The sequence below is a fragment of the Bosea sp. ANAM02 genome, from assembly GCF_011764485.1.
Taxonomy (GTDB): Bacteria; Pseudomonadota; Alphaproteobacteria; order Rhizobiales; family Beijerinckiaceae; genus Allobosea.
In genome coordinates this window covers 3,900,247-3,925,805 of record NZ_AP022848.1, presented here as the reverse complement: position 1 = coordinate 3,925,805, position 25,559 = coordinate 3,900,247, and the positions used below count along the sequence as shown (strand labels likewise).

At 68.5% G+C, this 25,559-nt stretch carries 27 protein-coding genes; 10 read left to right on the top strand and 17 right to left on the bottom strand.

Annotated features, from left to right (window positions below; translation table 11 throughout):
* The first annotated feature begins 82 nt into the window (after positions 1 to 82).
* Positions 83 to 547: a nucleoside deaminase gene (locus OCUBac02_RS18800; protein ID WP_244638986.1), complete on the top strand. Its 465-nt coding sequence runs from the start codon at positions 83 to 85 to the stop codon at positions 545 to 547.
* 116 nt (positions 548 to 663) lie between these two features.
* Here OCUBac02_RS18800 and OCUBac02_RS18795 read toward each other — a convergent pair whose 3' ends face one another.
* The gene (locus OCUBac02_RS18795; RefSeq protein WP_047580194.1) at positions 664 to 915 is read right to left on the bottom strand and encodes a hypothetical protein; all 252 of its coding nucleotides are present in this window, start codon (positions 913 to 915) and stop codon (positions 664 to 666) included.
* 102 nt (positions 916 to 1,017) lie between these two features.
* Positions 1,018 to 1,761, bottom strand: coding sequence for a sulfite exporter TauE/SafE family protein (locus OCUBac02_RS18790; protein WP_173047768.1), 744 nt, complete (start codon positions 1,759 to 1,761; stop codon positions 1,018 to 1,020).
* Positions 1,762 to 1,866: 105 nt separating this feature from the next.
* On the opposite strand from OCUBac02_RS18790, the gene OCUBac02_RS18785 reads away from it, so the two are divergent.
* Positions 1,867 to 2,613, top strand: a complete 747-nt coding sequence (locus OCUBac02_RS18785) for an ArsR/SmtB family transcription factor (protein ID WP_173047767.1) — start codon at positions 1,867 to 1,869, stop codon at positions 2,611 to 2,613.
* On the opposite strand, the gene OCUBac02_RS18780 is transcribed toward OCUBac02_RS18785, so the two are convergent.
* The 3 genes from OCUBac02_RS18780 to purD form a co-directional block, all read right to left on the bottom strand.
* A complete protein-coding gene (locus OCUBac02_RS18780) occupies positions 2,573 to 3,463 on the bottom strand; it encodes a patatin-like phospholipase family protein (protein WP_244638985.1) in 891 nt (296 codons plus the stop codon). The genes OCUBac02_RS18785 and OCUBac02_RS18780 overlap by 41 nt on opposite strands.
* Before the next feature lie 170 nt (positions 3,464 to 3,633).
* Positions 3,634 to 4,548 carry an alpha/beta fold hydrolase gene (locus OCUBac02_RS18775; protein WP_173047766.1) on the bottom strand — a complete coding sequence of 305 codons (915 nt, stop codon included), beginning with the start codon at positions 4,546 to 4,548 and terminating at the stop codon, positions 3,634 to 3,636.
* A 123-nt stretch (positions 4,549 to 4,671) separates the two neighbouring features.
* Positions 4,672 to 5,949: a phosphoribosylamine--glycine ligase gene (purD, locus tag OCUBac02_RS18770; RefSeq protein ID WP_173047765.1), complete on the bottom strand. Its 1,278-nt coding sequence runs from the start codon at positions 5,947 to 5,949 to the stop codon at positions 4,672 to 4,674.
* 245 nt (positions 5,950 to 6,194) lie between these two features.
* Between purD and xseA the strand changes: the two genes are divergently transcribed.
* The gene (xseA, locus tag OCUBac02_RS18765) at positions 6,195 to 7,790 is read left to right on the top strand and encodes an exodeoxyribonuclease VII large subunit (RefSeq protein WP_173047764.1); all 1,596 of its coding nucleotides are present in this window, start codon (positions 6,195 to 6,197) and stop codon (positions 7,788 to 7,790) included.
* Between the two features lie 156 nt (positions 7,791 to 7,946).
* Here xseA and OCUBac02_RS18760 read toward each other — a convergent pair whose 3' ends face one another.
* On the bottom strand, positions 7,947 to 8,759 hold the full coding sequence (locus OCUBac02_RS18760) for a dienelactone hydrolase family protein (RefSeq protein ID WP_244638984.1): 813 nt from the start codon (positions 8,757 to 8,759) through the stop codon (positions 7,947 to 7,949).
* A 110-nt stretch (positions 8,760 to 8,869) separates the two neighbouring features.
* On the opposite strand from OCUBac02_RS18760, the gene OCUBac02_RS18755 reads away from it, so the two are divergent.
* Positions 8,870 to 9,091, top strand: coding sequence for a DUF2093 domain-containing protein (locus OCUBac02_RS18755; RefSeq protein WP_173047762.1), 222 nt, complete (start codon positions 8,870 to 8,872; stop codon positions 9,089 to 9,091).
* 122 nt (positions 9,092 to 9,213) lie between these two features.
* On the opposite strand, the gene lpxK is transcribed toward OCUBac02_RS18755, so the two are convergent.
* The 5 genes from lpxK to OCUBac02_RS18730 all read right to left on the bottom strand — a co-directional run bounded on the left by lpxK (position 9,214) and on the right by OCUBac02_RS18730 (position 13,483).
* On the bottom strand, positions 9,214 to 10,254 hold the full coding sequence (gene lpxK, locus OCUBac02_RS18750) for a tetraacyldisaccharide 4'-kinase (protein WP_173049698.1): 1,041 nt from the start codon (positions 10,252 to 10,254) through the stop codon (positions 9,214 to 9,216).
* A 2-nt stretch (positions 10,255 to 10,256) separates the two neighbouring features.
* Positions 10,257 to 11,561: a 3-deoxy-D-manno-octulosonic acid transferase gene (locus OCUBac02_RS18745; RefSeq protein ID WP_173047760.1), complete on the bottom strand. Its 1,305-nt coding sequence runs from the start codon at positions 11,559 to 11,561 to the stop codon at positions 10,257 to 10,259.
* Positions 11,558 to 12,295: a lysophospholipid acyltransferase family protein gene (locus OCUBac02_RS18740; protein ID WP_173047758.1), complete on the bottom strand. Its 738-nt coding sequence runs from the start codon at positions 12,293 to 12,295 to the stop codon at positions 11,558 to 11,560. Before OCUBac02_RS18740 ends, OCUBac02_RS18745 begins: the two co-directional genes overlap by 4 nt.
* Before the next feature lie 28 nt (positions 12,296 to 12,323).
* Positions 12,324 to 12,566 (bottom strand): DUF4170 domain-containing protein, encoded by a 243-nt coding sequence (locus OCUBac02_RS18735; protein WP_047577168.1) that lies wholly within the window; start codon positions 12,564 to 12,566, stop codon positions 12,324 to 12,326.
* A gap of 89 nt (positions 12,567 to 12,655) precedes the next feature.
* The gene (locus OCUBac02_RS18730; protein WP_173047756.1) at positions 12,656 to 13,483 is read right to left on the bottom strand and encodes a 3'(2'),5'-bisphosphate nucleotidase CysQ; all 828 of its coding nucleotides are present in this window, start codon (positions 13,481 to 13,483) and stop codon (positions 12,656 to 12,658) included.
* A gap of 249 nt (positions 13,484 to 13,732) precedes the next feature.
* Between OCUBac02_RS18730 and OCUBac02_RS18725 the strand changes: the two genes are divergently transcribed.
* Positions 13,733 to 14,254 carry a DUF6101 family protein gene (locus OCUBac02_RS18725; RefSeq protein WP_173047754.1) on the top strand — a complete coding sequence of 174 codons (522 nt, stop codon included), beginning with the start codon at positions 13,733 to 13,735 and terminating at the stop codon, positions 14,252 to 14,254.
* A 3-nt stretch (positions 14,255 to 14,257) separates the two neighbouring features.
* Here the strand turns inward: OCUBac02_RS18725 and ubiA are convergent, their stop codons facing one another.
* Both ubiA and OCUBac02_RS18715 read right to left on the bottom strand, forming a co-directional pair.
* Positions 14,258 to 15,196 (bottom strand): 4-hydroxybenzoate octaprenyltransferase, encoded by a 939-nt coding sequence (ubiA, locus tag OCUBac02_RS18720; RefSeq protein WP_173047752.1) that lies wholly within the window; start codon positions 15,194 to 15,196, stop codon positions 14,258 to 14,260.
* Between the two features lie 43 nt (positions 15,197 to 15,239).
* Positions 15,240 to 15,818, bottom strand: coding sequence for a hypothetical protein (locus OCUBac02_RS18715; RefSeq protein ID WP_156134502.1), 579 nt, complete (start codon positions 15,816 to 15,818; stop codon positions 15,240 to 15,242).
* 100 nt (positions 15,819 to 15,918) lie between these two features.
* On the opposite strand from OCUBac02_RS18715, the gene OCUBac02_RS18710 reads away from it, so the two are divergent.
* From OCUBac02_RS18710 to OCUBac02_RS18700, 3 genes are all read left to right on the top strand, one after another.
* Positions 15,919 to 16,665: a 16S rRNA (uracil(1498)-N(3))-methyltransferase gene (locus OCUBac02_RS18710; RefSeq protein WP_173047750.1), complete on the top strand. Its 747-nt coding sequence runs from the start codon at positions 15,919 to 15,921 to the stop codon at positions 16,663 to 16,665.
* A gap of 168 nt (positions 16,666 to 16,833) precedes the next feature.
* Positions 16,834 to 18,213, top strand: a complete 1,380-nt coding sequence (locus tag OCUBac02_RS18705; protein WP_173047748.1) for a glutamate--cysteine ligase — start codon at positions 16,834 to 16,836, stop codon at positions 18,211 to 18,213.
* A gap of 92 nt (positions 18,214 to 18,305) precedes the next feature.
* Positions 18,306 to 18,485: a Flp family type IVb pilin gene (locus OCUBac02_RS18700; RefSeq protein WP_047580399.1), complete on the top strand. Its 180-nt coding sequence runs from the start codon at positions 18,306 to 18,308 to the stop codon at positions 18,483 to 18,485.
* 4 nt (positions 18,486 to 18,489) lie between these two features.
* Here OCUBac02_RS18700 and OCUBac02_RS18695 read toward each other — a convergent pair whose 3' ends face one another.
* Positions 18,490 to 19,371 (bottom strand): LysR substrate-binding domain-containing protein, encoded by an 882-nt coding sequence (locus tag OCUBac02_RS18695; RefSeq protein ID WP_047580398.1) that lies wholly within the window; start codon positions 19,369 to 19,371, stop codon positions 18,490 to 18,492.
* A gap of 178 nt (positions 19,372 to 19,549) precedes the next feature.
* On the opposite strand from OCUBac02_RS18695, the gene OCUBac02_RS18690 reads away from it, so the two are divergent.
* On the top strand, positions 19,550 to 19,912 hold the full coding sequence (locus OCUBac02_RS18690; RefSeq protein WP_052232451.1) for a DUF1127 domain-containing protein: 363 nt from the start codon (positions 19,550 to 19,552) through the stop codon (positions 19,910 to 19,912).
* 84 nt (positions 19,913 to 19,996) lie between these two features.
* Here the strand turns inward: OCUBac02_RS18690 and OCUBac02_RS18685 are convergent, their stop codons facing one another.
* From OCUBac02_RS18685 to OCUBac02_RS18675, 3 genes are read right to left on the bottom strand one after another with little or no spacing between them, the layout of a single operon-like run.
* A complete protein-coding gene (locus tag OCUBac02_RS18685; RefSeq protein ID WP_173047746.1) occupies positions 19,997 to 20,893 on the bottom strand; it encodes a DUF937 domain-containing protein in 897 nt (298 codons plus the stop codon).
* 35 nt (positions 20,894 to 20,928) lie between these two features.
* Positions 20,929 to 22,335 (bottom strand): MATE family efflux transporter, encoded by a 1,407-nt coding sequence (locus tag OCUBac02_RS18680; protein WP_173047743.1) that lies wholly within the window; start codon positions 22,333 to 22,335, stop codon positions 20,929 to 20,931.
* Positions 22,332 to 24,197 carry a monovalent cation:proton antiporter-2 (CPA2) family protein gene (locus OCUBac02_RS18675; RefSeq protein ID WP_052232121.1) on the bottom strand — a complete coding sequence of 622 codons (1,866 nt, stop codon included), beginning with the start codon at positions 24,195 to 24,197 and terminating at the stop codon, positions 22,332 to 22,334. The genes OCUBac02_RS18680 and OCUBac02_RS18675 overlap by 4 nt, the downstream gene beginning before the upstream one ends.
* Positions 24,198 to 24,586: 389 nt before the next feature.
* On the opposite strand from OCUBac02_RS18675, the gene ispH reads away from it, so the two are divergent.
* A complete protein-coding gene (ispH, locus tag OCUBac02_RS18670) occupies positions 24,587 to 25,546 on the top strand; it encodes a 4-hydroxy-3-methylbut-2-enyl diphosphate reductase (protein ID WP_173047741.1) in 960 nt (319 codons plus the stop codon).
* Positions 25,547 to 25,559: the final 13 nt, after the last annotated feature.

Here is a 25,559-nt window from a genome sequence, read left to right as displayed (position 1 = left end):
CAACCTGATCGGATCCGGCTCTATAGCCGGCGCTTGTAGCAGAGGCTTTCCCTCGCCGCGAGCGCCAAAACCGGGGTTTTCGATGTCGCCGCCGCAACGCTCATCCACCGTCGACGCCATGGCGCTCGCCTTCGACGAGGCGAAGGCGGCTGCCTTGCGCGGCGAGGTGCCGGTCGGCGCGGTGGTGGTGCGCGAGGGAACGATCCTCGCCAGCGCCGGCAACCGCACGCTGGAGCTGAAGGACCCGACGGCCCATGCCGAGATGCTGGCGCTGAGGCTCGCCTGCGAGGCGATTGGTTCCGAGCGGCTGATCGGCTGCGATCTCTACGTCACGCTGGAGCCCTGCCCGATGTGCGCGGCTGCGATCTCGTTTTCCCGGATCCGGCGCCTCTATTTCGGCGCGGGCGATCCGAAGGGCGGCGCGGTCGAGAATGGCGTCAGGCTCTATGAGAGCCCGACCTGCCATCACGCGCCTGAGGTCTATGGCGGCCTGCGCGAGACGGAAGCCGCGGGGCTGCTCCGGGATTTCTTCCGCGAGCGGCGCTAGTTTACACCCTCGTCATTCCGGGCGGAGCGCAGCGCAGACCCGAGAATCCCGCGCAGGATAAGGTGCCTTCTCGTCCTGAGATGCTCAGGTCAAGCCCGAGCATGATGGCTGGAGGCTCACGTATCCGACGAGGCGATGCCGAACTTGGCCGCGAGCTGGGCGCGATCCATGCAGGAGACGTCATAGGTCACCTGCCGGCCCTTGAATTCGGGCCGCTTGCCGAATTCCCGGGTCATCGAACGGATGATGTCGTCGACCCGTGCTTCGCAGGCCTGCGCGGTGGTGAAATCCATCTCGCTGATGCGGCTGGTCGCGCAATGCGCCTCCCCGGCGACGCAGGCCATGACGACCATGGTGAAGGCATCCATGCGAGCCGCTCCTGTTGCTGCCGGTCGAGGCTGCGCCCGTATGGTGAACGCCTGGTTAAGGCCGGCGCGACGATCCCGTTTCGCCAAGCAAGAGCCGGACCATCAGCCGAGGCTGCGCCAGCAGAGATAGGCGCCCAGCGCCAGCAGCCCGGCAAAGAAGCAGATCTTGAAGGTCGCCGGTGAGATGCGGCTGCGGATGAATTGCCCACCGCCCATGCCGATCAGCGCGGGAACGAGCGCCAGCAGCGATTGCCAGGCGACGGTGCCGTTGAGCGCGCCCGCTCCGATCAGGCCGAAGGAGAGCGCGAGCGTCGAGACGATGAAGGAGATGCCGAGCGCCTGCACCAGCTCGTCCTTGTCAAAGCCGAGCGCCTGTAGATAGGGCACCGCCGGCAGAACGAAGACGCCGGTCGCAGCCGTGACGACGCCGGTGGTGAAGCCGATGACCGGGCCGAGCCGGCCTTCCCAGCGCTCCGGCACGCGCAGCTTCGCCGCCTTCAGGCCGACAAGCGCGTAGAGCATGAGCGCAAGACCGAGCCAGAGCGCGGCGCTGCCATCCTTCTGCTGTTGCAGCAGGCCAGCGCCGGCCCAGGTGCCCAGGCAGATGGTGGCCAGCATTGGCCAGAGCCGGCGCAGGGTCGACAGCAGCTTCGGCCCGGTCGCGATCTGCCAGCCATTGGTGACGAGATTGGGCACGACCAGGAGCGCTGCAGCCTGTGCCGGCGCCATGACCACGCCGAGAATGCCGACCGCGATGGTCGGCAGGCCCAGCCCGATGACGCCCTTGACGAAGCCGGCGAGCACGAAGGTCGCGGTGACGAAGAGGAGGAGAGTCGTGTTGTCCATGGCTCGCTTGTGACATCGCTGACGGTGGCTGTCGCGGCCCAATGCTACGGCCGTCGACGTAGCGTTCCCGCTTGCGATGCGAAAGCGATGGCGCATCATGCCGTCATGAGCACTCAAGGACCCTATCTCGCGGAGATCGCCCATCTGATGGGCGATCCGGCCCGCGCCAACATGCTGCACGCGCTGATGGACGGCCGCGCACTGACGGCCAAGGAGCTCGCCTGGATCGCCGGCGTCGCGCCGCAGACGGCGAGCGGCCATCTCGCCAAGCTGATGCAGGGCAAGCTGATCGAGGTCGCGGTGCAGGGACGCCACCGCTATTACCGGCTCGCCGGACCGGAGGTCGCGACCGCGCTGGAAGGCCTGATGGTGCTGGCCAATCTCGACGATACGAGCCGACGTCTGCCGTCCCGCGTCGGCGCGGATTTGAGCCAGGCACGCACCTGCTACGACCATTTTGCCGGGAGGCTCGGCATCGGCATCCACGACGCGCTGATGGCTGGCGGCCATCTCGCCGCGAGCGAAGGCGGCTATGCGCTGACAGCCTCTGGCAGGGCAATCTTCAGGGCGCTGGGCCTCGACCCCGATGCCGGCAGCAAGAGCCGCCGTGCCGCCTTACGCCCCTGCCTCGACTGGAGCGAGCGCAGGCCCCATCTCGCCGGCCATCTCGCGGCAGCGCTTGCCTGCCGCTGCTTCGGGATGGACTGGGTCCGCCGTCGCAAGGACAGCCGCGCGGTGATCCTGACCGAAGAAGGCCGGGCGGTGCTGGAGTCTGCGTTGCCCGGCTTCCGCTGTGACGTTCCGGAGCCGGTCAGCCCCGTGCTTCGTGAGCCCGTTGCAGTGCTCGCTTGACCTCGTCCTTGATCGGCTCGGCCGCCGCGAGGATCACCTTGGCCTTGAAGAAGTCGAGCCCGCCGATGCGCTCCGAGCCGGCCCGGATCAGGACGTCCGGCGGCTCCTGCTCGATCAGCCGCTGGACCAGCGTCCGCGTCAGGATCTGCGAGGCGCCGACGAGCGCTTCCATCGCGCCGGGAATGCGCGCTTCGCCGGGCTCTGTCATCGGCGCGCTGACATCGACCGCGACGACGATGCGGCCGGGCGCCAGCCAATCCCGATAGGGCAGGGGATCGATCGCGCCGCCATCGATCAGCACGCGCCCGCCGAGCGCGACCGGCCGGACCAGCCCGGGAATGGCGAGCGAGGCCGCCACCGCCGGCGTCAACGGCCCGTCATGCAGCGCGACGACGGCATGCCGGTGATAATCCGCGGCGATCGCCGTGAATGGGATCGCCAGCTCCTCGAACCGATCGGGCACGGCCTCCGGCCAGAACAGGTCGAGCAGCCTTTCGCCATCGAGTAGGACTGGGTTGCCGAGGCCACGCACGAGATCGGCGAGCTTGCCGACGCGGCAGTCGAGCAGGCGCGCGATCACCCGCGCCCGGTCGCGGAAGGTCGCGAGCACATGCTCGCGCAGCTCCCGGCCGGAAAGCCCGGCGGCGAAGGCTGCGCCGATGATGGCGCCGATCGAGCAGCCGGCGATGCGCGCGGGCTTCAGGCCGAGCTCGTCGAAGGCCTCCAGCACGGCGACATGGCTCAAGCCCCGCGCACCGCCTGCGCCAAGCACGAGCGCGATCTCGGGTGGGCCGGCCGGGTGATGTTTCGGTTCATCAGGCTGCATGCCCGGTGATGGCACTGCAGTCATGCTCGCCCTTGTGACGGGCATCCACGTCTTGGACGCCGCATCGCACGAAGGAAGACGTGGATGGTCGGGACAAGCCCCACCATGACGGAAGCGTCTCGTGCTCGGCTTCCGAGTGCGGCTCCAAGTAGCCTTTTGGGATGGCGGTTTTGTTCAGCGTGGCCGGGCATGGCTCACGTCACCGCCCGCGCCAGGAACGGCTTCAGCGCCGCCAGCGTCGCCTGCGGGTTCTCTTCCGGCAGGAAATGGCCGCTATCGATCGCCTGGCCCTCGGCCTGCGGCGCGAAGGTCTCGCGCCAGATAGCGAGCGGGCTCGCGCCCTTGGCAGGGATGCCGGCCTCGCCCCAGAGCACCAGCGTCGGGCAGAGGGTCCGCTTATTTGCGGCGAGATCGGCCTTGTCGTGCTCGACATCGGTCGTGGCGCCGGCGCGATAGTCCTCGCAGGCCGCGTGGGTCCGCGAGGGATCGCTGAAGGATTCGGCATAGGACTGCATCGCCAGCGGATCGAACAGGTCGAGGTTCTTTGCCCGGCTCCAGCTCGCGATCGTGCGGTCGAGCCAGCCGGCCGGATCGGCCTTGAGCAGGTTCTCCGGGATCGGCCCGGGCTGGGCCAGGAAGGTCCAGTGATAGACCTGCATGGCGCGGGCCGCGTTCATGCCCTCCCACATCGAGACGGTCGGCAGGATGTCGAGCAGGACGAGCCGCTCGACGCGGCCGGGATGGTCGAGCGCGAGGCGATAGGCGACACGCGCGCCGCGATCATGACCGATCACGCCGAAGCGGATATGGCCGAGCGCCTGCATCGCCGCGACGATGTCCTCGCCCATGCTGCGCTTGGTGTAGGTCTCCCGGCCGCCGTCGCCATGCGGCGCGGCCGACCAGCCATAGCCGCGCAGGTCAGGGCAGACGACGGTGTGGGTTTTGGCCAGCTCCGGCGCCAGCCGGTGCCATTCGGCATGGGTCTGAGGGAAGCCGTGGACCAGCACCAGCGGCGGGCCTTCACCGCCGACGCGCGCGAAGATCTTGCCGACCGGCCCGTCGATCCAGTGCGCCTTGAAGCCGGGGAAAAGGGAGTCGATGTTCGCCATGCGCGGCAGCATAGGCATCGACCCGAAAAGTGGGAACCGATTTTCGGTTGAAGTCGATGCGAGAGAAATCACAACACCGAATGTTGCATTCGGTCGGTGTCGTGCCCCGCGCGGGGCGTCCTGTCAGCCTCGCTCGCGCTTCACCGCCTGCCAGCCGATATCGCGACGGCAGAAGCCGCCGGGCCAGTCGATCTTGTCGACCGCCTCGTAGGCCCGCGCCTGCGCCGCGCCGACGCTCTTGCCGAGCGCCACGACATTGAGCACGCGTCCGCCATTGGCGACGAGATCGCCGTTCGAGAGCTTCGTGCCGGCATGGAAGACGAGGACATCGTCCATCGCCTCGGCCTTCTCGACATCGCGGATGACGCTGCCGGTCTCCGGCTTGGCCGGATAGCCCTTCGCCGCGAGCACGACGGTCAGCGCCGCCTCGTCGCGCCAGCGCAGGTCGACCCGGTCGAGCACGCCGTCGCAGGCGGCGAGCAGCGCCGGCACGATGTCGCTCTTCAGGCGCGGCATCAGCACCTCGCATTCGGGATCGCCGAAGCGGGTGTTGTATTCGATCAGCTTTGGCCCCTGCGCCGTGATCATCAACCCGGCGAAGAGAACGCCCTGGAACGGCGTGCCGCGCTTCGCCATGCCGGCGAGCGTCGGCCGGATGATCTCGGCCATGACACGTTCGGTCAGCGCGGGCGTCATCACGGGGGCGGGCGAATAGGCGCCCATGCCGCCGGTATTCGGGCCGGTATCGCCGTCGCCGACGCGCTTGTGGTCCTGGGCAGAGGCGAGCGCCAGCGCATGCGTGCCGTCGCAGAGCGCGAAGAAGCTGGCCTCCTCGCCGATCATCCACTCCTCGACGACGACCTCGGCGCCCGCCGCGCCGAAGCTGCCGGAGAACATCATGTCGATGGCCTCGTTCGCCTCGTCCAGCGTCTGCGCCATGATCACGCCCTTGCCGGCGGCGAGCCCGTCGGCCTTGATCACGATCGGCGCGCCCTGTGCGGCGACGTAAGTCCTGGCGGAAGCGGCATCGGCGAAGCGGCCGAAGCCCGCGGTCGGGATATTGAACTCGGCGCAGAGTTCCTTGGTGAAGCCCTTGGAGCCTTCGAGCTGGGCTGCGGCCTTCGACGGACCGAAGACCTTGATTCCAGCGGCCCTGAGATCGTCGGCGATGCCGGCGACAAGCGGCCCTTCCGGCCCGACGACGACGAGGTCGATACCTTGCAGGCGACAGAAAGCCACGACGGCGGCATGGTCGGCGACATCGATCACGACATTCTCGCCGCAATGGGCGGTACCGGGATTGCCCGGCGCGATGAACAGGGTGTCACAGAGCGGCGAGGCCGAAATCGCCCAGGCGAGCGCATGCTCGCGGCCGCCCGAACCGATCAGAAGAATTTTCATCGCGCTCTCCGCTGGTTCGGATGTTGGCTCGGCCTGCTTGCCGTCATCCCGGACGGAGCGAAGCGGAGATCCGGGATCCATTCCTGAGCGCTTCCGATGAAGGTTCCGGAATGGATCCCGGGTCGACCTGCGGCCGCCCGGGATGACCCGCGAGAGGCGGATCCAATGACTCAAGGGCGCAATACCCGGCCGGCGCCTCGCGGGCAACGCTTCTGCTGCATCGTCCGTCCCGCTATGGTCCGGCCATGAGCAGCGAATCGCAGCAGACGACCGGCAATGCGCCCGAATGGAGCGTCTCGGACCTCTCCGGGGCGCTGAAGCGCACGATCGAGGACAGTTTCGGCTTCGTGCGTGTGCGCGGCGAGATTTCCGGTTATCGCGGCCCGGTCGCCTCCGGCCATGTCTATTTCTCGCTGAAGGACACCAACGCCAAGATCGACGCGGTGATCTGGAAGGGGGTGTTCGGCCGCCTGAAGACCCGACCGCAGGAAGGGCTTGAGGTCGTCGCGACCGGCAAGATCACGACCTTTGCCGGCAAGTCGAGCTACCAGATCGTCATCGATTCGCTGGAGCTGGCCGGTGCCGGCGCGCTGATGGCGCTGCTGGAGGAACGCCGCAAGCGATTGGCGGCCGAGGGGCTCTTCGCCGAGGAGCGCAAGCAGCTGATCCCTTATCTGCCTTCCGTGATCGGCGTGGTGACCTCACCGACCGGTGCCGTTATCCGCGACATCCTGCATCGCCTGGAAGATCGCTTTCCCCGCCATGTCCTGGTCTGGCCGGTCCGGGTGCAGGGCGAGACCAGCGCGGCCGAGGTCGCCAATGCCATTGCCGGCTTCAACGCGCTCCCCGTGGGCGGACGCATCCCGCGGCCGGACGTCATCATCGTCGCGCGCGGCGGTGGCTCGCTTGAAGACCTGATGAGCTTCAACGAGGAGATCGTGGTGCGCGCCGCTGCGGCCTCTGAAATCCCGCTGGTCTCCGCCGTCGGCCACGAGACCGACTGGACGCTGATCGATCACGCCGCCGACCTGCGCGCGCCGACGCCGACCGGCGCGGCCGAGAAGGTCGTGCCGGTGCGGGCGGAATTGATGGGCTTCGTTGCCGATCTCGCACGCCGCCATGTCGGCGCGATGCTCCGCCTCTCCGACCGCCGCCGCAGCGACCTGCGCGCGCTGGCCCGCGCCTTGCCGGGGCCTGAAGCGGTTCTCTCCGGCCCGCGCCAGCGGCTCGACCTCGCGGCGACGCGGCTCGCCCCGGCGCTGGCCCGCAATGCGCGTACGCATGAGCAGCGATTGCAGGCTCTCGCGCGCCGGCTGGAGGCGCGCTCGCCGCGTCTCGCGCTCGTTCGCCTGCGGACGCAGCTCGACGGTTTCGGGCGGGCGCTGGCCGCCGCCAGGGGCAATGCCGTTGCCGGCGAGCGCATCCGGGTCGCCAACGCCCGAGACCGCCTTGGGACGCTGGAGACGCGGGCTCGCAACGCCTTCGGTCAAAGCTTGGTCCAGCGCGGGGAGCGTGCGGCTTCCTGGGCTCAGCGCGCCGAGCGCGCCTTCGGCCAGGCGCTGCATCGGCGCGCCGACCGGCTGTCCTCGCTCTGGGCGCTGATCCGGTCGCTGGGTCCGGAAGCCGTGCTGTCGCGCGGCTATGCCCTGATCCGCGACGAGGCCGGCGCATTGGTGCGCAGCGTCGAGGCCGCCCAGCCGGGCCGGGCGCTTTCGGTGCAGGTGGCCGATGGCAGCTTCGGTGTCATCGTCGCGGGGGGCGAGGGGAGCGTAACCAAGCCATCCGCGCCGCGCCCCGTTCGCAAGGCGCCGGCGCCGGGATCACAAGGCGACCTGTTTTAAGTTCTTTGATTTCCTTGGGAAACACACCGTCATCCCGGGCTTGTCCCGGGATCCATGCCGGAGCGTCTTCGGTTGTGGTTCAGGAATGGATTCCGGATCTCCGCTTCGCTGCGTCCGGGATGACCCGCGTTTCAGCGGAAAAGCGCATGCTCCATCTCAAGGCGCGGTCAGGAAGGCCTTGACCCGCTTCAGCGCGTCCTCGCGCGCCGCCATGTTGGTGCCGACCGTGGCCTTGCCGGTGCCGCTCGCGGAATAGGCGATGTTGTCGCGCTCCTTAACCTCGAGGCGCGGGTGGTCGAAATCATGCAGGGCGCCGGGGTAGAGCACGAGCTCGACCTGCTCGCCGCGCATCTGCGCGGCCTTGGCGAGATGGCTGCAGGGCGCGGCCGGCGTCCAGTCGTCGGCATCGCCCATCAGGATCATCAGCGGGAGGCGGGCGACGAAGCTCGACGATTCCGACTGGCTCCGGCAGGCGGGGTAGAAGGCGGCGGCGCGCTTGAAGTCCGGCCTGCCGTCGGCGGGCATGCGCTCCTTGCGGATCGCGGTCAGGACGGTCAGGCCCCCGCTCGACCAGCCGAGCAGCGCGATCGAATCGGCCTTGATGTTGTTGCGCTGCTGCAGCCAGATCCGGGCTGCCATCGCATCGGCGACGCGCTCCCGCCCGGCCCGGACCGTCAGGTCCTTCACGCCGCATTGCGAGCCGAGCCCGCGCGACCCGTAGCTGTCCGGCATCAGCACGGCCAAACCGGCGGCGGCCAGACGCTCGCCCCAATCGGCATGGCGCATCGAGAGCTGGCCTTGCTCGCGCCATAAGCCGCCGCAACCATGCAGCGCGACCACGGCCGGAAAAGGTCCCTGGCCGGCCGGCAGGTAGAAGACGCCGTTGAGCGTTCCCTGATCGGTCTGGATGGCCACGCGCTCATAGCCGCCGGCACGCGCGGCCGAGGCTGCAAGCAGCGCAAGGCTCATCAGGCACGCCAACAGGCGCAGGAGACTGGACATCGCCGACCAGAAGGTTATCACAAACCTCGGAGTATTCCGGCTTTCCGTTTCCCGATCAATGATTTGATGCAATTTTGATGAATATCAGCGAGCGCCTCCCGCCTCATGGCCCCGAAGCCGTGGTAGACTTCGGTCCGGGCGAATTTCGCGTCGTCAAGCCGGGCGCTTTCGTGCGCTGCGCCGTGACGGGCGCGCCCATCCGCCTGGACGATCTCCGCTACTGGTCGATCGAATGGCAGGAGGCCTACGCGTCGTCGGAAGCCGCGCTTCTGAGGCTGCGTCGCGCCGGCCGCGCCTGACGACCAGAAGTTCGTTCCCTTCAGTCCTCATCCTGAGGAGCGCCGAAGGCGCGTCTCGAAGGATGCTTCAGGAGGCTTCGGAACCATCTGGAGCATCCTTCGAGACGCCGCCGCGCGGCTCCTCAGGATGAGGACTGCGACTGAAAAGCGGGCGGAAGCGCTGAACCCGCCCGGCGAAGTATCGCGAGCAACCCATCGATCTCGGCCGGCTCCGCGAAGACCAGCGCGACCGGCACCACGACCAGCGAGTTCAGCGCATCAGCGGGCCAGAGCGGCGCGAGCTTGGTCCAGTCCTTCTCTGTCGTCGCGACCAGCGCTGAATGCGCGCGTGCAGCGGCGATAGCCGCGGCGACATCGCTTTCCGTGTAGGCGTGATGATCGCCATGGGCCAGTTCGGCAGCGACGCTCGCGCCCGCTTCCCGCAAGGTCGCAACAAACTTCTCCGGCCGGCCGATGCCTGAGAGGGCCACGACCTTCTGGCCATGCAAACGTGCGATGGCGGCGTCCGCTGGCTTCAGGGTTGCCGAGAGAACCGGCTTCTTGGCGGCCCGCGCGATGGCGGCGACGCGGTCTCCGGGATCTCCCGGCCCGATCACGACGATGGCGTCCGTTTCCTCGATCTGCTCCGATAGCGGCGCGCGCAGCGGGCCGGCCGGAAGGCAAAGCCCGTTGCCGGCGCCGGCTGAGCCGTCGACCACGGCAAGCTTGAGCTGCTTCAGCAGAGACGGGTTCTGCAATCCGTCATCCATAACGACGAGGCTGGCCCCGAGGCCGCGCGCGAGCCTCGCCCCGGCCACCCGGTCGCGGGCGATGACGGTGCGGGCATGGCGGGCCATCAGCAGCGGCTCGTCGCCGACATCCGCCGCGCGATGCCGGTCGGGATCGACCTCGACCGGCCCGGCGAGCCGGCCGCCATAGCCGCGCATCAGCACGAAGGGCTTTTCGCCCCGCTCCGCCAGCAGGCGGGCGATGGCGATCGCCGTCGGCGTCTTGCCGGCGCCGCCGGCGATGAAGTTGCCGACGCAGATGACGCGTAAGCCGGCATCGGCTCCCGGGCGCCGCATCCGCCGCAAGGTGATCTGCCCGTAGAGATGACCGAGCGGCTGAAGCAGCCGGGCGAGCAGCGTCGGTGTCTCCCGCCACCAGAAGCGCGGGGCACGCAGCATCAGGGCGCGCTCTGGCGCTGACCGATCGCGACCCGCATCAGCAATGGCTCGATCGCGTGGAGCGTGCGATTCAACGCCCCGCCGAGCTCGGTCGCGGTCTGCGCCGCGGCGCGGGCCGCCTGCCGGGCCTCGGCCGGACTGTTCAGCCAGCGATGGACCGCGCCGGCAAGAGCCTGCGCATCGGCGACCTCGCGCGAGCCGCCGTCGCGGTCGAAGGCGGCGAAGATCTCGGCATTGTTATGGACATAGGGGCCGTGCAGCAGGGCGCAGCCGAGCTTGGCCGGCTCGATCGGGTTGTGTCCGCCGATGCCCTCGACCAGCGAGCCGCCGAGGAAGGCCACCTGCGACAGCCGGTAGAACAGCCCGAGCTCGTTGACGGTATCGGCGACATAGAGGTCGACGTCGCGCTCCGGGCTGCCGCCGGCGGCGCGGCGCGAAACCGAGACGTCGTTCGCCTCGGCCAGCGCCTCGATCTCCGGGCCGCGCTGCGGATGGCGCGGCGCGACGATGGTGAGCAGCTTCGGCAGGTGGGGCTTGATCGCGAGATGGGCGGCAAGCACCAGTTCGTCCTCGCCGGGATGCGTGCTCGCGGCGATCCAGACCGGGCGGCCGGTGGTCTGGCCGTCGAGGATGGCAAGCGTGTCCGCGTCGGCGGGCGGGGCGGGCACGTCGAATTTCAGGTTGCCGGCAACGCTGACGCGCGGCGCGCCGAGCTGGGCCAGCCGCTCGGCATCGCCCTGCGACTGCGCCAGGCACGCCTCGAAGCAGGAGAGCAGGAAGCGCGAGGTCTTCGGCATCTTGTACCAGCGTGCGAAGGAGCGCTCCGACATCCTGCCATTGACCATGACGACGGGAATGTCGCGGCGCTGCGCCTCGATCAGCAGGTTCGGCCAGATCTCGGATTCGCAGATCAGGCAGAGCGCCGGCTGCCAGTGATCCATGAAGCGGCGCATGTAGCGGGGCACGTCGAGCGGGATATACTGATGGATCACGCCGCCCGGCAGCCGCGCCGCCATCAGCTTGGCCGAGGTCACGGTGCCGGAGGTCACCAGCACGGCGAAGCCGCGCTTCTGCAGTTTCGCGATCAGCGGCAGCAGGGTCACGGTTTCGCCGACGCTGGCGCCGTGCAGCCAGACCAGCGGCTTGTTCGGCCGCTTGACGCTCGCGTGGCCGCGCCGCTCGGCGAGGCGCGCAGCGTCCTCCTTGCCGCGCCGCTGGCGCCAGAGCAGGAGGCCGGCAGCAGCCGGTTCCAGCAGGGACGTCGCGTAGCGATAGCTGCGCAGGATCGCGCCCTTGCCGCTCATGCCGGCGCCCCGGCAGCAGGCTGCTTCTCGCGCAGGCCGGCGCCCGGATCGCGGCTGCCGACCAGCGCATAGCCACGGGCATGGACATCGTCGAGGCTGGCCTGAAGCGCGAGGCGCGCCGCTTCCTGCGTCGCCTCGTCGGCGTCTCGGGCGACCAGGATCGGCTCTCCGACGACGATGGCGCAGCGCCCGAAGGGCAGGCCGATCGAGGCGCGGTCCCAACTGTTGAAATCGATGCGGCGGCTCGTCACCACGGCGACCGCGCGGATCGGCCGGCCGGAGGCGCGGGCGAGCGCGATGATGCCGGGGCCGACGATGCGGGCCCGCTTCGGCACATCGGCCGTCAGCACCATGGTGTCGCCGCCCGCGAGGCGCCTGACCATCGCGAGGAAGGCGCTGGCGCCGCCCTTCTCGCGGATCTTCTTGCCGAGCGCGCCCGAACCGCGGATCGCGCCGATTCCGAGCTCGCGCAGCGCCACCGCATTGAAGCCGCCATCGCCATGGCGCGAGACCAGCGAGCAGGCGGGCATCCAGTCCGGCCGCGCGAAGGGGATCATGATGTGCTGGCCGTGCCACATCGCGAAGATCAGCGGCAGATCCGGCCGGACATGGTCGTAGATGTCGGCGGGCTCGAAGACGACCCGGTTCGTACGCTGGACGAGGCGCAGATAGCCGGCCAGCATCCGGCCGAGCGTTTCCTGCGCCACGCGCGTCTTGAGGATCGAGAAGCCCATCAGTTCTGTCGTTTGAACCTGTCGCAGCTCAGACCTTGGTGGTCTCGGGATCGAGCAGGCGGTGGAGATGGACGATGAAGTAGCGCGTCTGCGCCTGGTCGACGGTCTGCTGCGCCTTGGCCTTCCAGGCCGTATGGGCGGTGGCATAGTTCGGGAAGACGCCGACGATGTCGAGCTTTGACAGGTCCTTGAAGGTGATGCCGTCTAGCGAGGCGAGCTCGCCTCCCAGGACGAGGTGGAGAAGCTGCTTCTGTTCCGGCTCGGTGCTCATCGAACTCTCCTGCAAGGGGCTTCGCGCCCCCATAAGCCATCCCGGCTGCCCATGCGAGCAGGCTGCGTCGGTGAACGTTGAAAAAAACGTCAGGCGGACTGCGTCCGTCCGTCGCGCAGCCTTTCGATCGCGGCTTGCAGCGGCGTCGCCAGTTGGCCGTTGCTCGCCGCGAGCATGCCATGGACCGGCACCTCGCGATTATAGATGACGGGTCGGCCCTCACCATCGCTCAGTCGTCCGCCGGCTTCGCTCAGCACGAGATCGGCCGCGGCCAGATCCCAGTCGCGGGCATCGGGTGAGATCAATCCGGCATCGATGCTGCCGTCGGCTATCCGCGTCAGGCGCAGCGCCAGCGACGGAATTCGGCCGACGGCCTCGAAGGTCTCAGACTGCGCGAGCGCCTCCAGCATCGGCTTGGGACCGGCGATGCGCGCGCCGGTCAGGCTGCGCGCGGACGAGGTCCGGATGGTCTCGCCGTTGAGCGTCGCGCCGCCGCCCGCGAGCGCGCGATAGGTCGCCTGGCAGGCCGGCGCATGGACGATGCCGAGGATCGGCGCGCCCTGGTCGAGCAGGGCCACGCAGACGGCCCAGTCCGGCGAGCCCTGCATGAAGGCGCGGGTGCCGTCGATCGGATCGACGACCCAGACGAAGCGGCGCGACAGGCGCTGGGCATCGTCGACAGTCTCTTCGGACAGCCAGGCGGCCTCCGGCAGCAGCTCCGACAGGCGGATGCGCAGGAAGGTGTCGACGCCGATATCGGCCTCGGTGACGGGGGAGCCGCCGCTCTTCGACCAGGTCCGTGCCGCGGTCGTCGCGCCCGGGCGGAAGAGATCCGAGGCTATCGTGCCGGCTTCCAGGCAGCTTTCGCCGACGGCCTTCAGCAGCTCGGCCGCGATCGGTAGCGTGGTTGCGTTCATAACTTTCCTATCGGCCGCGAAACGCTCCGTTTCAAGCCGAAAATGCGGCTGCGGATCGAAAGATTCCGTCAAGCATCCGGCGGGAAAGGGCTCGTTTCGGGCCGGATCGGGGCGAAATCACCTTCCTTTAACCCAACCCCTTAAGCGCTCGGACACGGCTGGCCGCCATCCTCGCAAGGCAAGCACGAGAGCCCCGGCATGGACAGAGGGCTCCGTTGCAGCAGGGATTACAGAGAGGCGTTACAACCGATGGCCAGCGTCACGCCGGCCGCCGGAGAGAGCGGTTTTGTGCCTGTTCTCTCCGGCGGTCCGACAACCCCCGCGATCGTTTCCCGCAACCCGATGCCGGCCCGGCCGGTCGCTCCGGCGATCGAGCGCGTCGGCTCCGTGCGGATCCTGCGTGGCACCGCCAAATGGCGCGGCGTCGCGCTGCGTCTGGCCGATCCGGCCGGCGACGACGAACGTTTCGAACTGGCCCTGACCGCCGGCGACGGCCGCTCCATCGTCGTGGCTTCGGTCGATCAGGAGGATGCGGTGGCCCTCTGGCGCGATTTCGGTCGTACCAGCGGCCTGCCGCTGCTGCTCGAAGCCGCCGACGGCGTGGTGAGCGAGCCTTATCCGCAGCTCGGCCGCGTCACGCTGGGCGCGGTGCGCATCCGCCGCCGCCACGGCTTGCTCAACGGCCGCCGCCCGCGCTTCCTGACCCGTCGCAAGACCGGCCGCCTCGCCGAATTGCCGGTGATCGTCAGCGGCGAACGGATGACGGACTGATTTTCAGAGCAACGACCGGCTCGCTGCATCGAGCGCCAGTCCGGCGGCCAGCAGCAAGCCGGCATCGCGGTTCGACCGGAAGATTTGCAAGGCTTCAGGCGCCGTCGCGCCATCGATGCGCGTGACCTGCCGGCCGAGATGCACGGCGAAGGCGGCGAAGCCGAGCCAGGCGACGGGGCCGCCCCCGACCAGCCAGATCGCCGTGCCCGTGAGAACGGCCGCCAGCGCGAAGCAGATCGCCACGGCCTTGCGCGTATGGTCGCCGAAATAGCGCGCGCTCGAGCGGATGCCGGCGATGACGTCGTCTTCGAGGTCCTGCATCGCGTAGATCGTATCGTAGCCGACGGTCCAGGCGATCGCGGCGGCATAGATCAGGTAGGCCGGCGGATCGAGCCGGCCGAACACGGCGCTCCAGCCCATCAATCCGCCCCATGAAAAGGCCAGGCCGAGCACGAATTGCGGCATGTTGGTGATCCGCTTCATGAACGGATAGATCGCGACGATCGCAAGCGAGGCGATGCCGAGGACGATCGTGAAGCGGTTGAACTGCAGGAGCACGACGAGCCCCGCCAGCGCCTGCGCGACCATGAACAGTGCGGCCGCCTTCGCCGTGACCTGCCCGGAGGGCAGCGGGCGTCCGCGGGTGCGCGCCACTTCGGCGTCGAGCTTGCGGTCGATGATGTCGTTGAAGGTGCAGCCTGCCCCGCGCATCAGCACCGCACCGACGAAAAAGAGCAGGCAGTGCCAGGGATCGGGATAAGGCTGGCCGGCGGCGATGGCTGCAAGTCCCGCCGCCCACCAGCAAGGCATCAGCAGGAGCCACCAGCCGATCGGTCGCTCGATGCGGGCAAGCTTGAGGAACGGCCGCGTCGCCAGGGGCGCCCGCGTATCGACCCAATGCCCCTTCAGGGCATCGGGTAGAGGCGCGTCGCCTCCCGGCATGGCCCCTGCGGGTTTCGGTCCAGGCATGGCGCCGGGGCGCCGGTCAGAGCGCGCCCTGCGGAACGCGCATCCCGCCGCCGGCGCCGCTGGTGATCGAATCGGCGCCCCCGAACGGGTTGGCGCCCTGCGCCTGCTGCTGCCGGGCACGGCGCTCCATCGCGGCCTGCTGCTTCACGGCGTTGCAGGCCTGGGCGCGGAAGCCGGCCACCTTCTTGTTGTCGGCCTCCATGCCGTCGATGAAGGTCTGCGGAATCTGACACCAGTCCTTGTTCGCGTTGGCAAACTTGATCGCGGCGTCGCCGTTGTTCACGAGGCGGCCGAAGGAACTGCACGCCTCTTGCGGCGTCATCTTCTTCTTGGCCTTCTGGGCGGCCGAGAGCCGAGACACGATCGACTGGCGCTCGCCGAGCAGCTTCTGGATCTGCTCGCAGCCGGAGATTTGCGCATTTGCGGAAGCCGCGATCAGGAACGGGGCCACGGCAAGGCCGAGCACCGCGATAACGCCTGAAGCCATCCAACGCCGCATGGTGTCCTTACTCCGGATTGCCGGCACGCCCGGCCGATCGTTAAATACGTCCTTAACAGCAGGCGCTGTTAACGCCAACGACTCTTGCGAGTCCATGGGTGGTCTTGTGGGATGCGCTGCCTGTTACAAGGGGATTGTGGCGTTTTTCGCGTTACTTCCCCAACTCTGCCACCGCGTGCTGGAGATGCCTGCGCCCATGTCCGTTCCCGATTTCGCCCGGCACCGGCTGTTCATAGATCAGCCCCTGGCCGCGGCGGCTATTCTCCCGCTCGAACGAGAGCAGGCCAATTATCTGCTCAATGTCCTGCGGTTGCGGGTCGATGGCACGGTTCTCGTCTTCAACGGGCGCGACGGCGAATGGCTGGCACGCCTCGTGCCGGAGGGGCGCAAGCAGGCGAATCTCGAACTGGTCCGGCAGACGAAGCCGCAGCCCCCGGCTTCCGACCTGCATTATCTGTTCGCGCCGCTGAAGCATGCGCGGCTGGATTACATGGCGCAGAAGGCCGTCGAGATGGGGGCTGGCCTGCTGCAGCCCGTCCTGACCCGGCGCACCCAGGTCTCCCGGCTCAATCTTGACCGGATGCGCGCCAATGCCGTCGAGGCGGCCGAGCAATGCGGCATTCTCAGCCTGCCCGCGATCGAGCCGGAGCGGCCGCTGGAGGCCGCCCTGGCGGGGCTTGCGCCGGAGCGGCTGCTGATCTTCTGCGACGAGGATATGACTGAGGCGAGCCCGGTCGCCGCGCTGGCGGAGCGCAAGCCTGCCCCGCTCGCCGTCCTGATCGGTCCCGAGGGTGGTTTCGACGAGGCCGAGCGCAAGCTGATCCGGGCGCGGCCCAACACGCTGCCGATCTCGCTCGGCCCGCGCATCCTGCGGGCGGACACCGCGGCGGTCGCGGCACTCGCGCTGGTGCAGGCGGTGCTTGGCGACTGGCCGAGGGCCTGAAGGAAAGCCGGCGAGGCCTGCCGCCAGCGCCGGTCGCCTTTGCATGAATGCACATTGCCGGTCGTTGTCGAGCGCCCGGCGCTCGCCTATGTCTGTGCATCCTTCTCCGGCTTCCTCCGCACCTTCGGTGTCGGGGCCGGTCGTCTTGTCTCATCTGCCGGAGCGCCCATGGCTCGCGACGTGTCCGATTCGACCCCGATCGGTTCCAAGGCCGAACTGATCGCGTGGATCGCCGCCGGCGAGAAACCGGCCTCGTCCTTCCGCATCGGCACCGAGCACGAGAAATTCCCGTTCTATCGCAGCGATCTCGCTCCCGTGCCTTATGAGGGCAGGGACGGCGCCGGCGGCATCCGGGCCTTGCTCGAAGGCATGCAGAAGCGTCTCGGCTGGGAGCCGATCGTCGATGCCGGCCATATCATCGGCCTGGCCGGACCGGATGGCGGCGGCGCGATCTCGCTGGAGCCCGGCGGTCAGTTCGAGTTGTCGGGCGCGCCACTGGAGACGCTGCACGAGACGGAAGCAGAGCTCCAGGCCCATCTCGCCGACGTGAAGGCCGTGGCCGCTCCGCACGGCATCGGCTTCGTCGCGCTTGGCGCCTCGCCGCTCTGGACCCGCGCCGAGACCCCGGTGATGCCGAAGGGCCGCTACAAGATCATGGCGAACTACATGCCGAAGGTCGGCACGATGGGCCTCGACATGATGTTCCGGACCTGCACCGTGCAGGTCAATCTCGACTTCGCCAGCGAGGCGGACATGGTGCGCAAGCTCCGGGTCTCGCTGGCGCTGCAGCCGCTCTCCACGGCTCTCTTCGCCTCCTCGCCTTTCCTGGAGCGCAAGCTCAACGGCTTCCAGTCGATGCGCTCCGAGATCTGGCGCGACACTGACAACGCCCGCTCCGGCATGCTCGCCTTCGCCTTCGACGAAGGCATGTCCTACGAGGGCTATGTCGACTGGGCGCTCGACGTGCCCCTATATTTCGTCAAGCGCGGCGACACCTATCATGACGTCGCCGGCGCCTCCTTCCGCGACCTGCTGGCCGGCCGCCTGCCGCAATTGCCGGGCGAGAAGGCGACGATGTCCGATTGGGCCAACCATCTCTCGACGCTCTTCCCCGAGGTCAGGCTCAAGCGCTTCCTGGAGATGCGCGGCTGCGACGCCGGCCCGCCGGACATGCTGACCGCGATGCCGGCCTTCTGGGTCGGCCTGCTCTATGACACCGTCTCGCTCGATGCGGCCTGGGACCTCGTCAGGGGCTGGAGCGCGGCGGAACGGCAGGCTTTGCGCGATGCGGTGCCGCGCGAGGGTCTTGCCGCCGCCATCGGCGGGCGCAAACTCGTCGAGATCGCGGCCGAGGTCGTGGCGCTGTCGCGCGCCGGGCTCGCCCGCAGGGCTCTGAAGAACGCCGCCGGGCAGGACGAGACCCGTTTCCTGGAGCCGCTGGACGCGATTCTGGAGCGCCGCCAGAACCTGGCGCAGGCGCTGCAGGCGCGCTACCGCGACGCCTGGCAGGGCAAGGTCGAGCCGGTGATGACCGAGATGGCGCTCTGAAATCGCTGCAGCCCGCCTGAAGAGCGCATTTTCCAGCAGATTGTGCTTCGGAAATTAACCAGTTGGATGAAGCTTGCCGCTAACGTTGCGGCATGAAACGGATTCGAGCCAGCTTCTCCGAGTTCATCCGCGACGAGCGTGGGGTGACCGCGATCGAATACGGGCTCGTCGCCAGCATCATCTCTATCACGATAATCGGATCGCTCACCTATTTCGGAGAGCGGGTCAATACGTTCCTGGCTTCCGCGGCCGCCCCCCTGAAGGGCCCCTGATTTCCTACTCCGCCGCCGTCTTGAAGCTCGCCAGATTGTCGAGGCTCTGGATGATGTGCTCGGCCAGCGCGTTGGACAGAACCGACGGGTCGAAGCGGGTGCGCAAGAGCCCGATCTTGCATGACGGCAAGGTCGCGAAGCCTTCCGAGGGCCCGAGGATGCGCATGCCCGGCCTGACGGCACTCTCCGGCAGCACCGAGATCGCGAGCCCAGCCAACACCGCAGCGCCGACTGCGGTTGAATTCCAGCTCGCATAGAGCACGCGGAAGCGGCGGCCCTTCGATTCCAGCGCATCGACCGCGGCCTGGCGCCAGTTGCAGGTCGGCCGGCCCAACGCCAGCGGCAGCGGGTCCTCCTCATGCACACTGTGGCGCGCCGAGGTGACCCAGAGCAGCGGCTCGATGCGGATGATCTCGCCCTGGCCGCGGCTTTCGACATGGGTGATGATCGCGAGGTCGATATCGCCGGTCGCGATCCGCTCCGCCAGCATCGGCGTCGGCTCGCAGACGACGGTGACCTCGGCGCGCGGATTCGAATGGGCGAAGCGCGCCAGGATCTCCGGCAGGTAGCGATCGGCATAGTCGTCGGGCACGCCGAGGCGGATGCGGCCCTTGAGATCGGCATCGGCGAAGGACGCCACGCATTCGAGATTGAGGCGCACGATCCGGCGGGCATAGTCGAGCAGGCGCTCGCCATCCTCGGTCAGCTTGGCATGGCGCCCGTCACGGCCGAACAGGGGCCGCCCGACCCGCTCCTCCAGCCGCTTCATCTGCATGGAAACGGCCGACTGTGTCTTGAAGACGATCTCGGCGGCGCGGGTGAAGGAGCCCGTATCGGCGATCGCAACGAAGGTCTTGAGCTGATCGGCATCGAGCACATGGGCCATGGGCGATCCCCGTCACTGTTCATCAATATCAGTGTTGCGAGACATCATAACCATTCGTTTGGCTGATGGCCAGAGCCTCGCTAGAGTCCGAATGCGCTCCGAAATTCCCTGTCAATGGCGCGTCCGGGCGGGGGGAGAGGCACAAGATCAACGTTCCGCACCGCCAGAGGAGGCCGTCATGCTGCTCATGACCATTGCCGCGAAGTCGCTCTCGTCCGTTTCGGCCGGCGTCACGCGTGTTGCCGCCATCGCTGCTGCCGGAACGATTCAACTCGTGCGCGCGCTGATCCATCGCCGTGAGGTGATGCGCCTGGGTGCCGAGCTCGACGAGCGCGGTCTCAAGGATATCGGCCTCGTGCGCTCGGATATCGACGGCGCGCTGGCGACGTCCTGGCTCGACGATCCCTCGACCGTCCTGGCCGAGCGCTCCCGCTCCTCATCGAACCTCGCTGCCGCGCGGCGCGAACATGCCCTGCGCCATGCCGGCGCAGCTCCGATGCTGGCCGGGAAGGCCGATATCACGGTTGCACGCTGCGCCTGACCCCTTGGCGGCAGCGTCCCTGCGGGCGGGAGCTTCGTGCTTCCGCCCTTTTTCATGCGCCCTGCAGACAGAAACCGAGGCGTCTCAGCGGCGACCCTGCCCGCCGCCGAGCATGGCGTCGAGGATCGATTTCAGCGCGTTCTGATGGTCGTCCTGGATCTGGCGGCCGTGCTCGAACATCTGGTTGAGGGCGTCGAGCCCGATCGAGCCCGGCCCATTGGCCGAGGATGACGGCGCGGTCTCCTCGGGCTCCGGTTCCGGCACGGACGCGCGCCGCGGCGCGCTACGCGGACGGGGAGCGGGTTCCGGCTCCGGCTGCGGCTGCGCCATGCCGCCGAACATGCCGCCGAGAATCTGGCCGAGCGCGCCGCCGAACGGATCGGAGGGGGCGGCCTGCGGGCTGGGCTGCGGCTGGCCGCCGGCCTGGCCGAACATGCCCTTGAGGATCGCCTCGAACGGATTGGCCGGCATCTGCGGCTGCTGCTGCGGTGCGGGCTGCATGCCCGGCATCTGGCCGCGCATCATCTCGGCAAACTGGCCGAGAATGCCGCCCAGCCCCTCGTTGCTCGATGTCTTGGACAGGCCGCCCATCAGCATCGCGGCAATGACCGGCAGCATCTGCTTGAGGATAGCCTGCGAGACGCCGCTGGTCGCGGCTGCCTGCGCCGCGATCGCCTGGCTGACTTCGCGCGAGCCGAAGAGCTGGCTCAGCACGTCGTTGCCGGCGGTCTGCGCACCGGCGGGAATGCCGTAGCCACCCGCCTCGAAGAAGCGCGCATAGGGCGAGGCCGTCATCATCTGCGCCAGCGAGCCGAAGGCATAGGGGTCGCGCGTCTGCCGCTGCAAGCCCATCGAGAAGGCCGGCAGCAGGGCATCGAGCGCGGCCTGCGTCTGCTGCAGGCTCAGGCCGTATTGCTGGGCGAGGTTCGGCAGCGCCTGGCCGTGCTGGGCCGATTGCATGATATCGAACAGGTTCATCATGGACGCTTCTCCCCGGCCGGCCTTTGGTCCCATGCCTAGGGCGACGATAGCAGGGTGTCCTTGCCTGGCAAATCGGTTGCGGCTTGCCGTTGCGCGGCCCGGCGCTCCAGCCGGGCGATGCCGCGATAGGCGAAGATCAGCGCCAGCACGCCGAAGGCGACGGCGCCGAGCGCGGAGCCCGCCATCGCGCCCTTCGGCCCGGCGAGATGCGCGCCGAGGATGGCGAGCGGCACGGTGCCGAGCGTAGCGCGGCCCCAACTGAACAGCGTCGACAGGAACGGCATGCCGAGATTGTTGAAGGCGGCGTTGGCGACGAAGAGCATGCCGACGAAGATCCACATCGGCCCGGCGATCAGGCAGAAGAACAGAACGAGCTCCGCCGTCAGCCCCGTTGCATGGAAGGCGGAGACGAGGGGGCCGCGAAAGGCGAAGAGCAGCGCCCAGGAGACGAGAACGCAAGCTGCGGCGAAGATCGCCGAATCGGTCAGGCCCCGGCGCATCCGGTCGAAGCGCCCGGCGCCCCAGTTCTGGCCGAGGATCGGCCCGACCGAGCCCGACAGCGCGAAAAGGACGCCGAAGGCCACCGGCACCAGCCGGTCCACGATCGCGAGCGCTGCGATCGCCGCATCGCCGAAGCGGGCGACGACGCTGGCGAAGACCGCGTTGGCGATCGGGTTCGAGAGATTGGTCAGGATCGCCGGTCCCGCGATCGCGAAGGCCCGGGCGGCATCCTGTCGGATGAAGGCGAGCCGCGGGCGGTCAATCATGTCATGCACGCTCACGCAGCCATGGAAGCCGATGGCGACGATGATGACGCGCGCCAGCACGATCGCGATCGCGGCGCCGTCCGGCCCGAGCCCGAAGCCGAAGATCAGCAGCGGGTCGAGGCCCGCCGTCGCGATGCCGCCGCCGAGCGTCACGAACATCGCGCGCCTGGCGTCGCCGACCGCGCGCAGGATGCCGGAGAGGCCCATGCCGATCGCCATCAGGGCGTTCGAGGGCAGCACGATCTGGAGAAAGGAGAGTGCGACCGCATGCGACTGGTCGCGTGCGCCGAGCAGGCTGAGCAGCTTCGGCAGGAAGGGCAGCGCCGCAAGCGAGATGACGAGCGCGACGAGCGCCGACAGCACCATGGTCGAGGCCGCGATGCGCCGGGCCGCCGGGCGGTCGCCCGCGCCGATGCTGCGCGAGGTCAGCGCCGTCACCGCGATCATCAGGCCGACATTCACCGAGATCATCAGGTAGAGCACGATCGTGGCGAAGCCGACGCCGGCCGTCGCCTCCGGCCGCCCGAGCCAGGAGACGTAGAGCAGCGACAGAAGATCGACGACGAAGACCGCCATCAGGCCGACCGAACTCGTCGCGGTCATCACCGCGACATGGCGCATCAGCGGTCCCTCGAGGAAGACGGCCTGTGCCGGCCGCGCCGCCGCCTCGCTCATCGCTCGGGTTCGCCGACGCCGCCGACGGCGACTTCCGCCCCGCCGTCCTCGATGACCTGCCGCGTCTCCGGCGTGAGCGGCTTCGACTTGGCCTTGGGCGCGACCAGCGGCTCCGGCGTGACGCGCGGCACGCGGTTGATCGCCGCGGCGAGCCCTTCGTGGAACTGGATCTCCATGCGCTGCGCGTCGCGGTCGCGGACATGGTCGATCACGAGATCGGCCTCGTCGCGGGTCAGGCCGAGCGTTTCCAGCGTGACGCGGCCGAAGCCCAGGGCCGATTCGAAAGTCTCGCGCATCTGGAAATCGACATTCGCCTTCATCAGCTCGATCGCGTGAATGCGGTCATACGCCCGCACATGCAGGCGCACGCTCGGGAACTCTGCCTTCACCATCTCGACGATCCGCAGCGCCGCCTGTCGGTCATCGACGCAGATGCAGATGACGCGGGCCTTTCCGGCGCCCGCCGCGCGCAGCACGTCGAGCCGCGTGCCGTCGCCATAATAGATTTTGAAGCCGAACTGCGCGGCCGAGCGAATGCGCTCGACATCGGAATCGATCACGGTGACGTCGATATGCTGGAGCAGCAGGGCCTGCGTCACGATCTGGCCGAAGCGGCCGAAGCCGATCACCATGACCGGGCTGTCGCCCGCGCCTTCGTAATCCTCGTCCATCGTCGCGGGCGTGACGCGCGCCAGCAGCCTCGCGTCGATCAGCTTGGCGACCACGGGGCCGAGCAGCATGCTGATCGCCGCGAGCGCGGTGACCATCGCCGATTGCTGGGCCGTGAGCAGCCCGTTCGCGAGGCCGAGCGGCAGCAGCACGAAGGCGAATTCACCGGCCGGGGAAAGAAGGGCGCCGGCCCGCACCGCTTCGAGCCAGGACGAACAGGACAGCCGCAGGATCGAGGTCACCACCGCGATCTTGAACAGCACCAGGAGCGGTGCGGCGAGCGCCAGCAGCAGCCAGTTGTCGGCGACGAGCTTGAGGTCGAGCGACATGCCGACAGCCATGAAGAACAGGCCGAGCAGCACGCCGCGGAAGGGCTCGATATCGGCCTCCAGCTCATGCCGGAAATGCGAATCGGCCAGCATCACGCCGGCCAGGAAGGCGCCCATCGCCATCGAGAGCCCGACATGCTCCATCAGCAGCGCCGAACCCAGCACGATCAGCAGCGCGGCGGCCGTCATCACGTCCTTCGCGCCGGTATGGGCAAGGATGCGGAAGAACGGGTTCATCACATAGCGCCCGGCCAGCACGATCAGCACCAGTGCGAAGAGCGCGATGCCGAGGCTCGCCAGCGCCATCATCGGGCTTCCCGCTTCGCGCCCGCCGGTGGTCGCGAGCAGCGGCAGCAGCGCCAGCACGGGTGCGATCGCCATGTCCTGGAACAGCAGGATCGAGAAGGTGCGGCGGCCATAGGTCTCGTTGCCGTCGCCGCGCTCCTCCAGCAATTGCAGTGCGATCGACGTCGGCGAGAGAGCGAGTGCCACGCCGACGGCGACGGCGCCCGCCGTCGACAGGCCGAACCACCAACTGGCAAGGCCGACGCCGATGGCGCTCAAAGCCATCTGCGCGAGGCCGGCGCCGAGAATGTCCTTGCGCATCGAGTAGAGCCGCGCGGGCTGCAATTCGAGGCCGACGAGGAAGAGCAGCAGCACGACGCCGATCTCGGCCGTGCCCCGGATCGCATCCGGGTCCTTGATCACGCCGAGGATCGAGGGGCCGATCACGATGCCGGCCGCGAGATAGCCGAGTACCGCCGACTGGCCGAGCTTGCGGAACAGGGGCACGGCAATCACCGCCCCGGCGCAGAATGTCAGGATCGGCGGGAGATAGCTGGCATGCGAGGCTGCGTCGGCCATGCGGGACTCGGGGCTTTTGGAACGGGCTTGGCGGTCCGGCGCGGCGCTCCGCGTGGCGGGCCGTCGCTCTATCTAGGCTTTCGACGGCGATCCTGCGAGAGGCAATCGGCATGGCGCCCAAGCCTTGGGCGGTGCGGGCGATCGATGGATCGCTCTTGGGCAGCCCAACCCTTGTCATTCCGGGGCCTCGCGCAGCGAAGAACCCGGAACCCACGATCGGGTGAGCGGCCTGCAACTGAACACCCGAGGTCCCACCCCGTCGTGGGTTCCGGGTTCGCGCCTGCGGCGCGCCCCGGAATGACAGATGTGTCTGCCTGTGCCGCTTCGCTTCCTTGACATCGCCCCGATCCCGCCGAAAGAAGACGCGGACTGATGGAGTTCCCCTGCGCGTGACCAAGCCGCCGCTCGACATCCTGCTCTGTGCCCCGCGCGGCTTCTGCGCCGGGGTGGTGCGCGCCATCGACGCCGTCGAGAAGGCGCTGACGCTGCATGGCGCGCCGGTCTATGTCCGCCACGAGATCGTCCATAACAAATACGTCGTCGAATCCCTGAAGCGGAAAGGCGCGGTCTTCGTTGCCGAGCTCGACGAGGTGCCGGATGAGACGCGGCCGGTGATCTTCTCGGCGCATGGCGTCGCCAAGGCGGTGCCGGCGGCGGCGAAGGCGCGCAATCTCTTCGCCATCGACGCGACCTGCCCGCTCGTGACCAAGGTCCATCGCGAGGCCGAGGTCCATCACAAGCGCGGCCGCCATATCCTGCTCGTCGGCCATGCCGGTCATCCCGAGGTGATCGGCACGATGGGCCAGCTCCCCGAGGGCGCGATCACCCTGATCGAGACGCTGGACGACGTCGCGACGCTTCAGGCACCGGACGGCCAGCCGCTCGCCTATGTCACCCAGACCACGCTCTCGGTCGACGATACCCGCGAGATCGTCGAGGCCCTGCAGGCCCGCTTCCCGGAGCTGATCGCCCCGCACAAGGAAGACATCTGCTACGCCACGACCAATCGCCAGGAGGCGGTGAAGCGTGTCGCGCCCTTGGTCGAAGGGCTGATCGTCGTCGGTTCGCCGAATTCCTCGAACTCGCAGCGCCTGCGCGAGGTCGCCGAGCGCGCCGGCTGCCCGGTGGCGCGGCTCGTGCTGCGTACCGACGAGATCGACTGGTCGGTCTTCGGCAACATCCGCAGCCTCGGCATCACAGCCGGCGCGAGCGCGCCCGAGGTGCTGGTCGAGGAGATCATCGACGCCTTCGCTGTGCGCTATGACGTCCGCGTCGAGACCGTCTCGACCGCGGACGAGAACGTCTTCTTCCCGCTGCCGCGCGAATTGCGCGGCGAGGCGGCGGAATAGTCCAGCAGAAGAG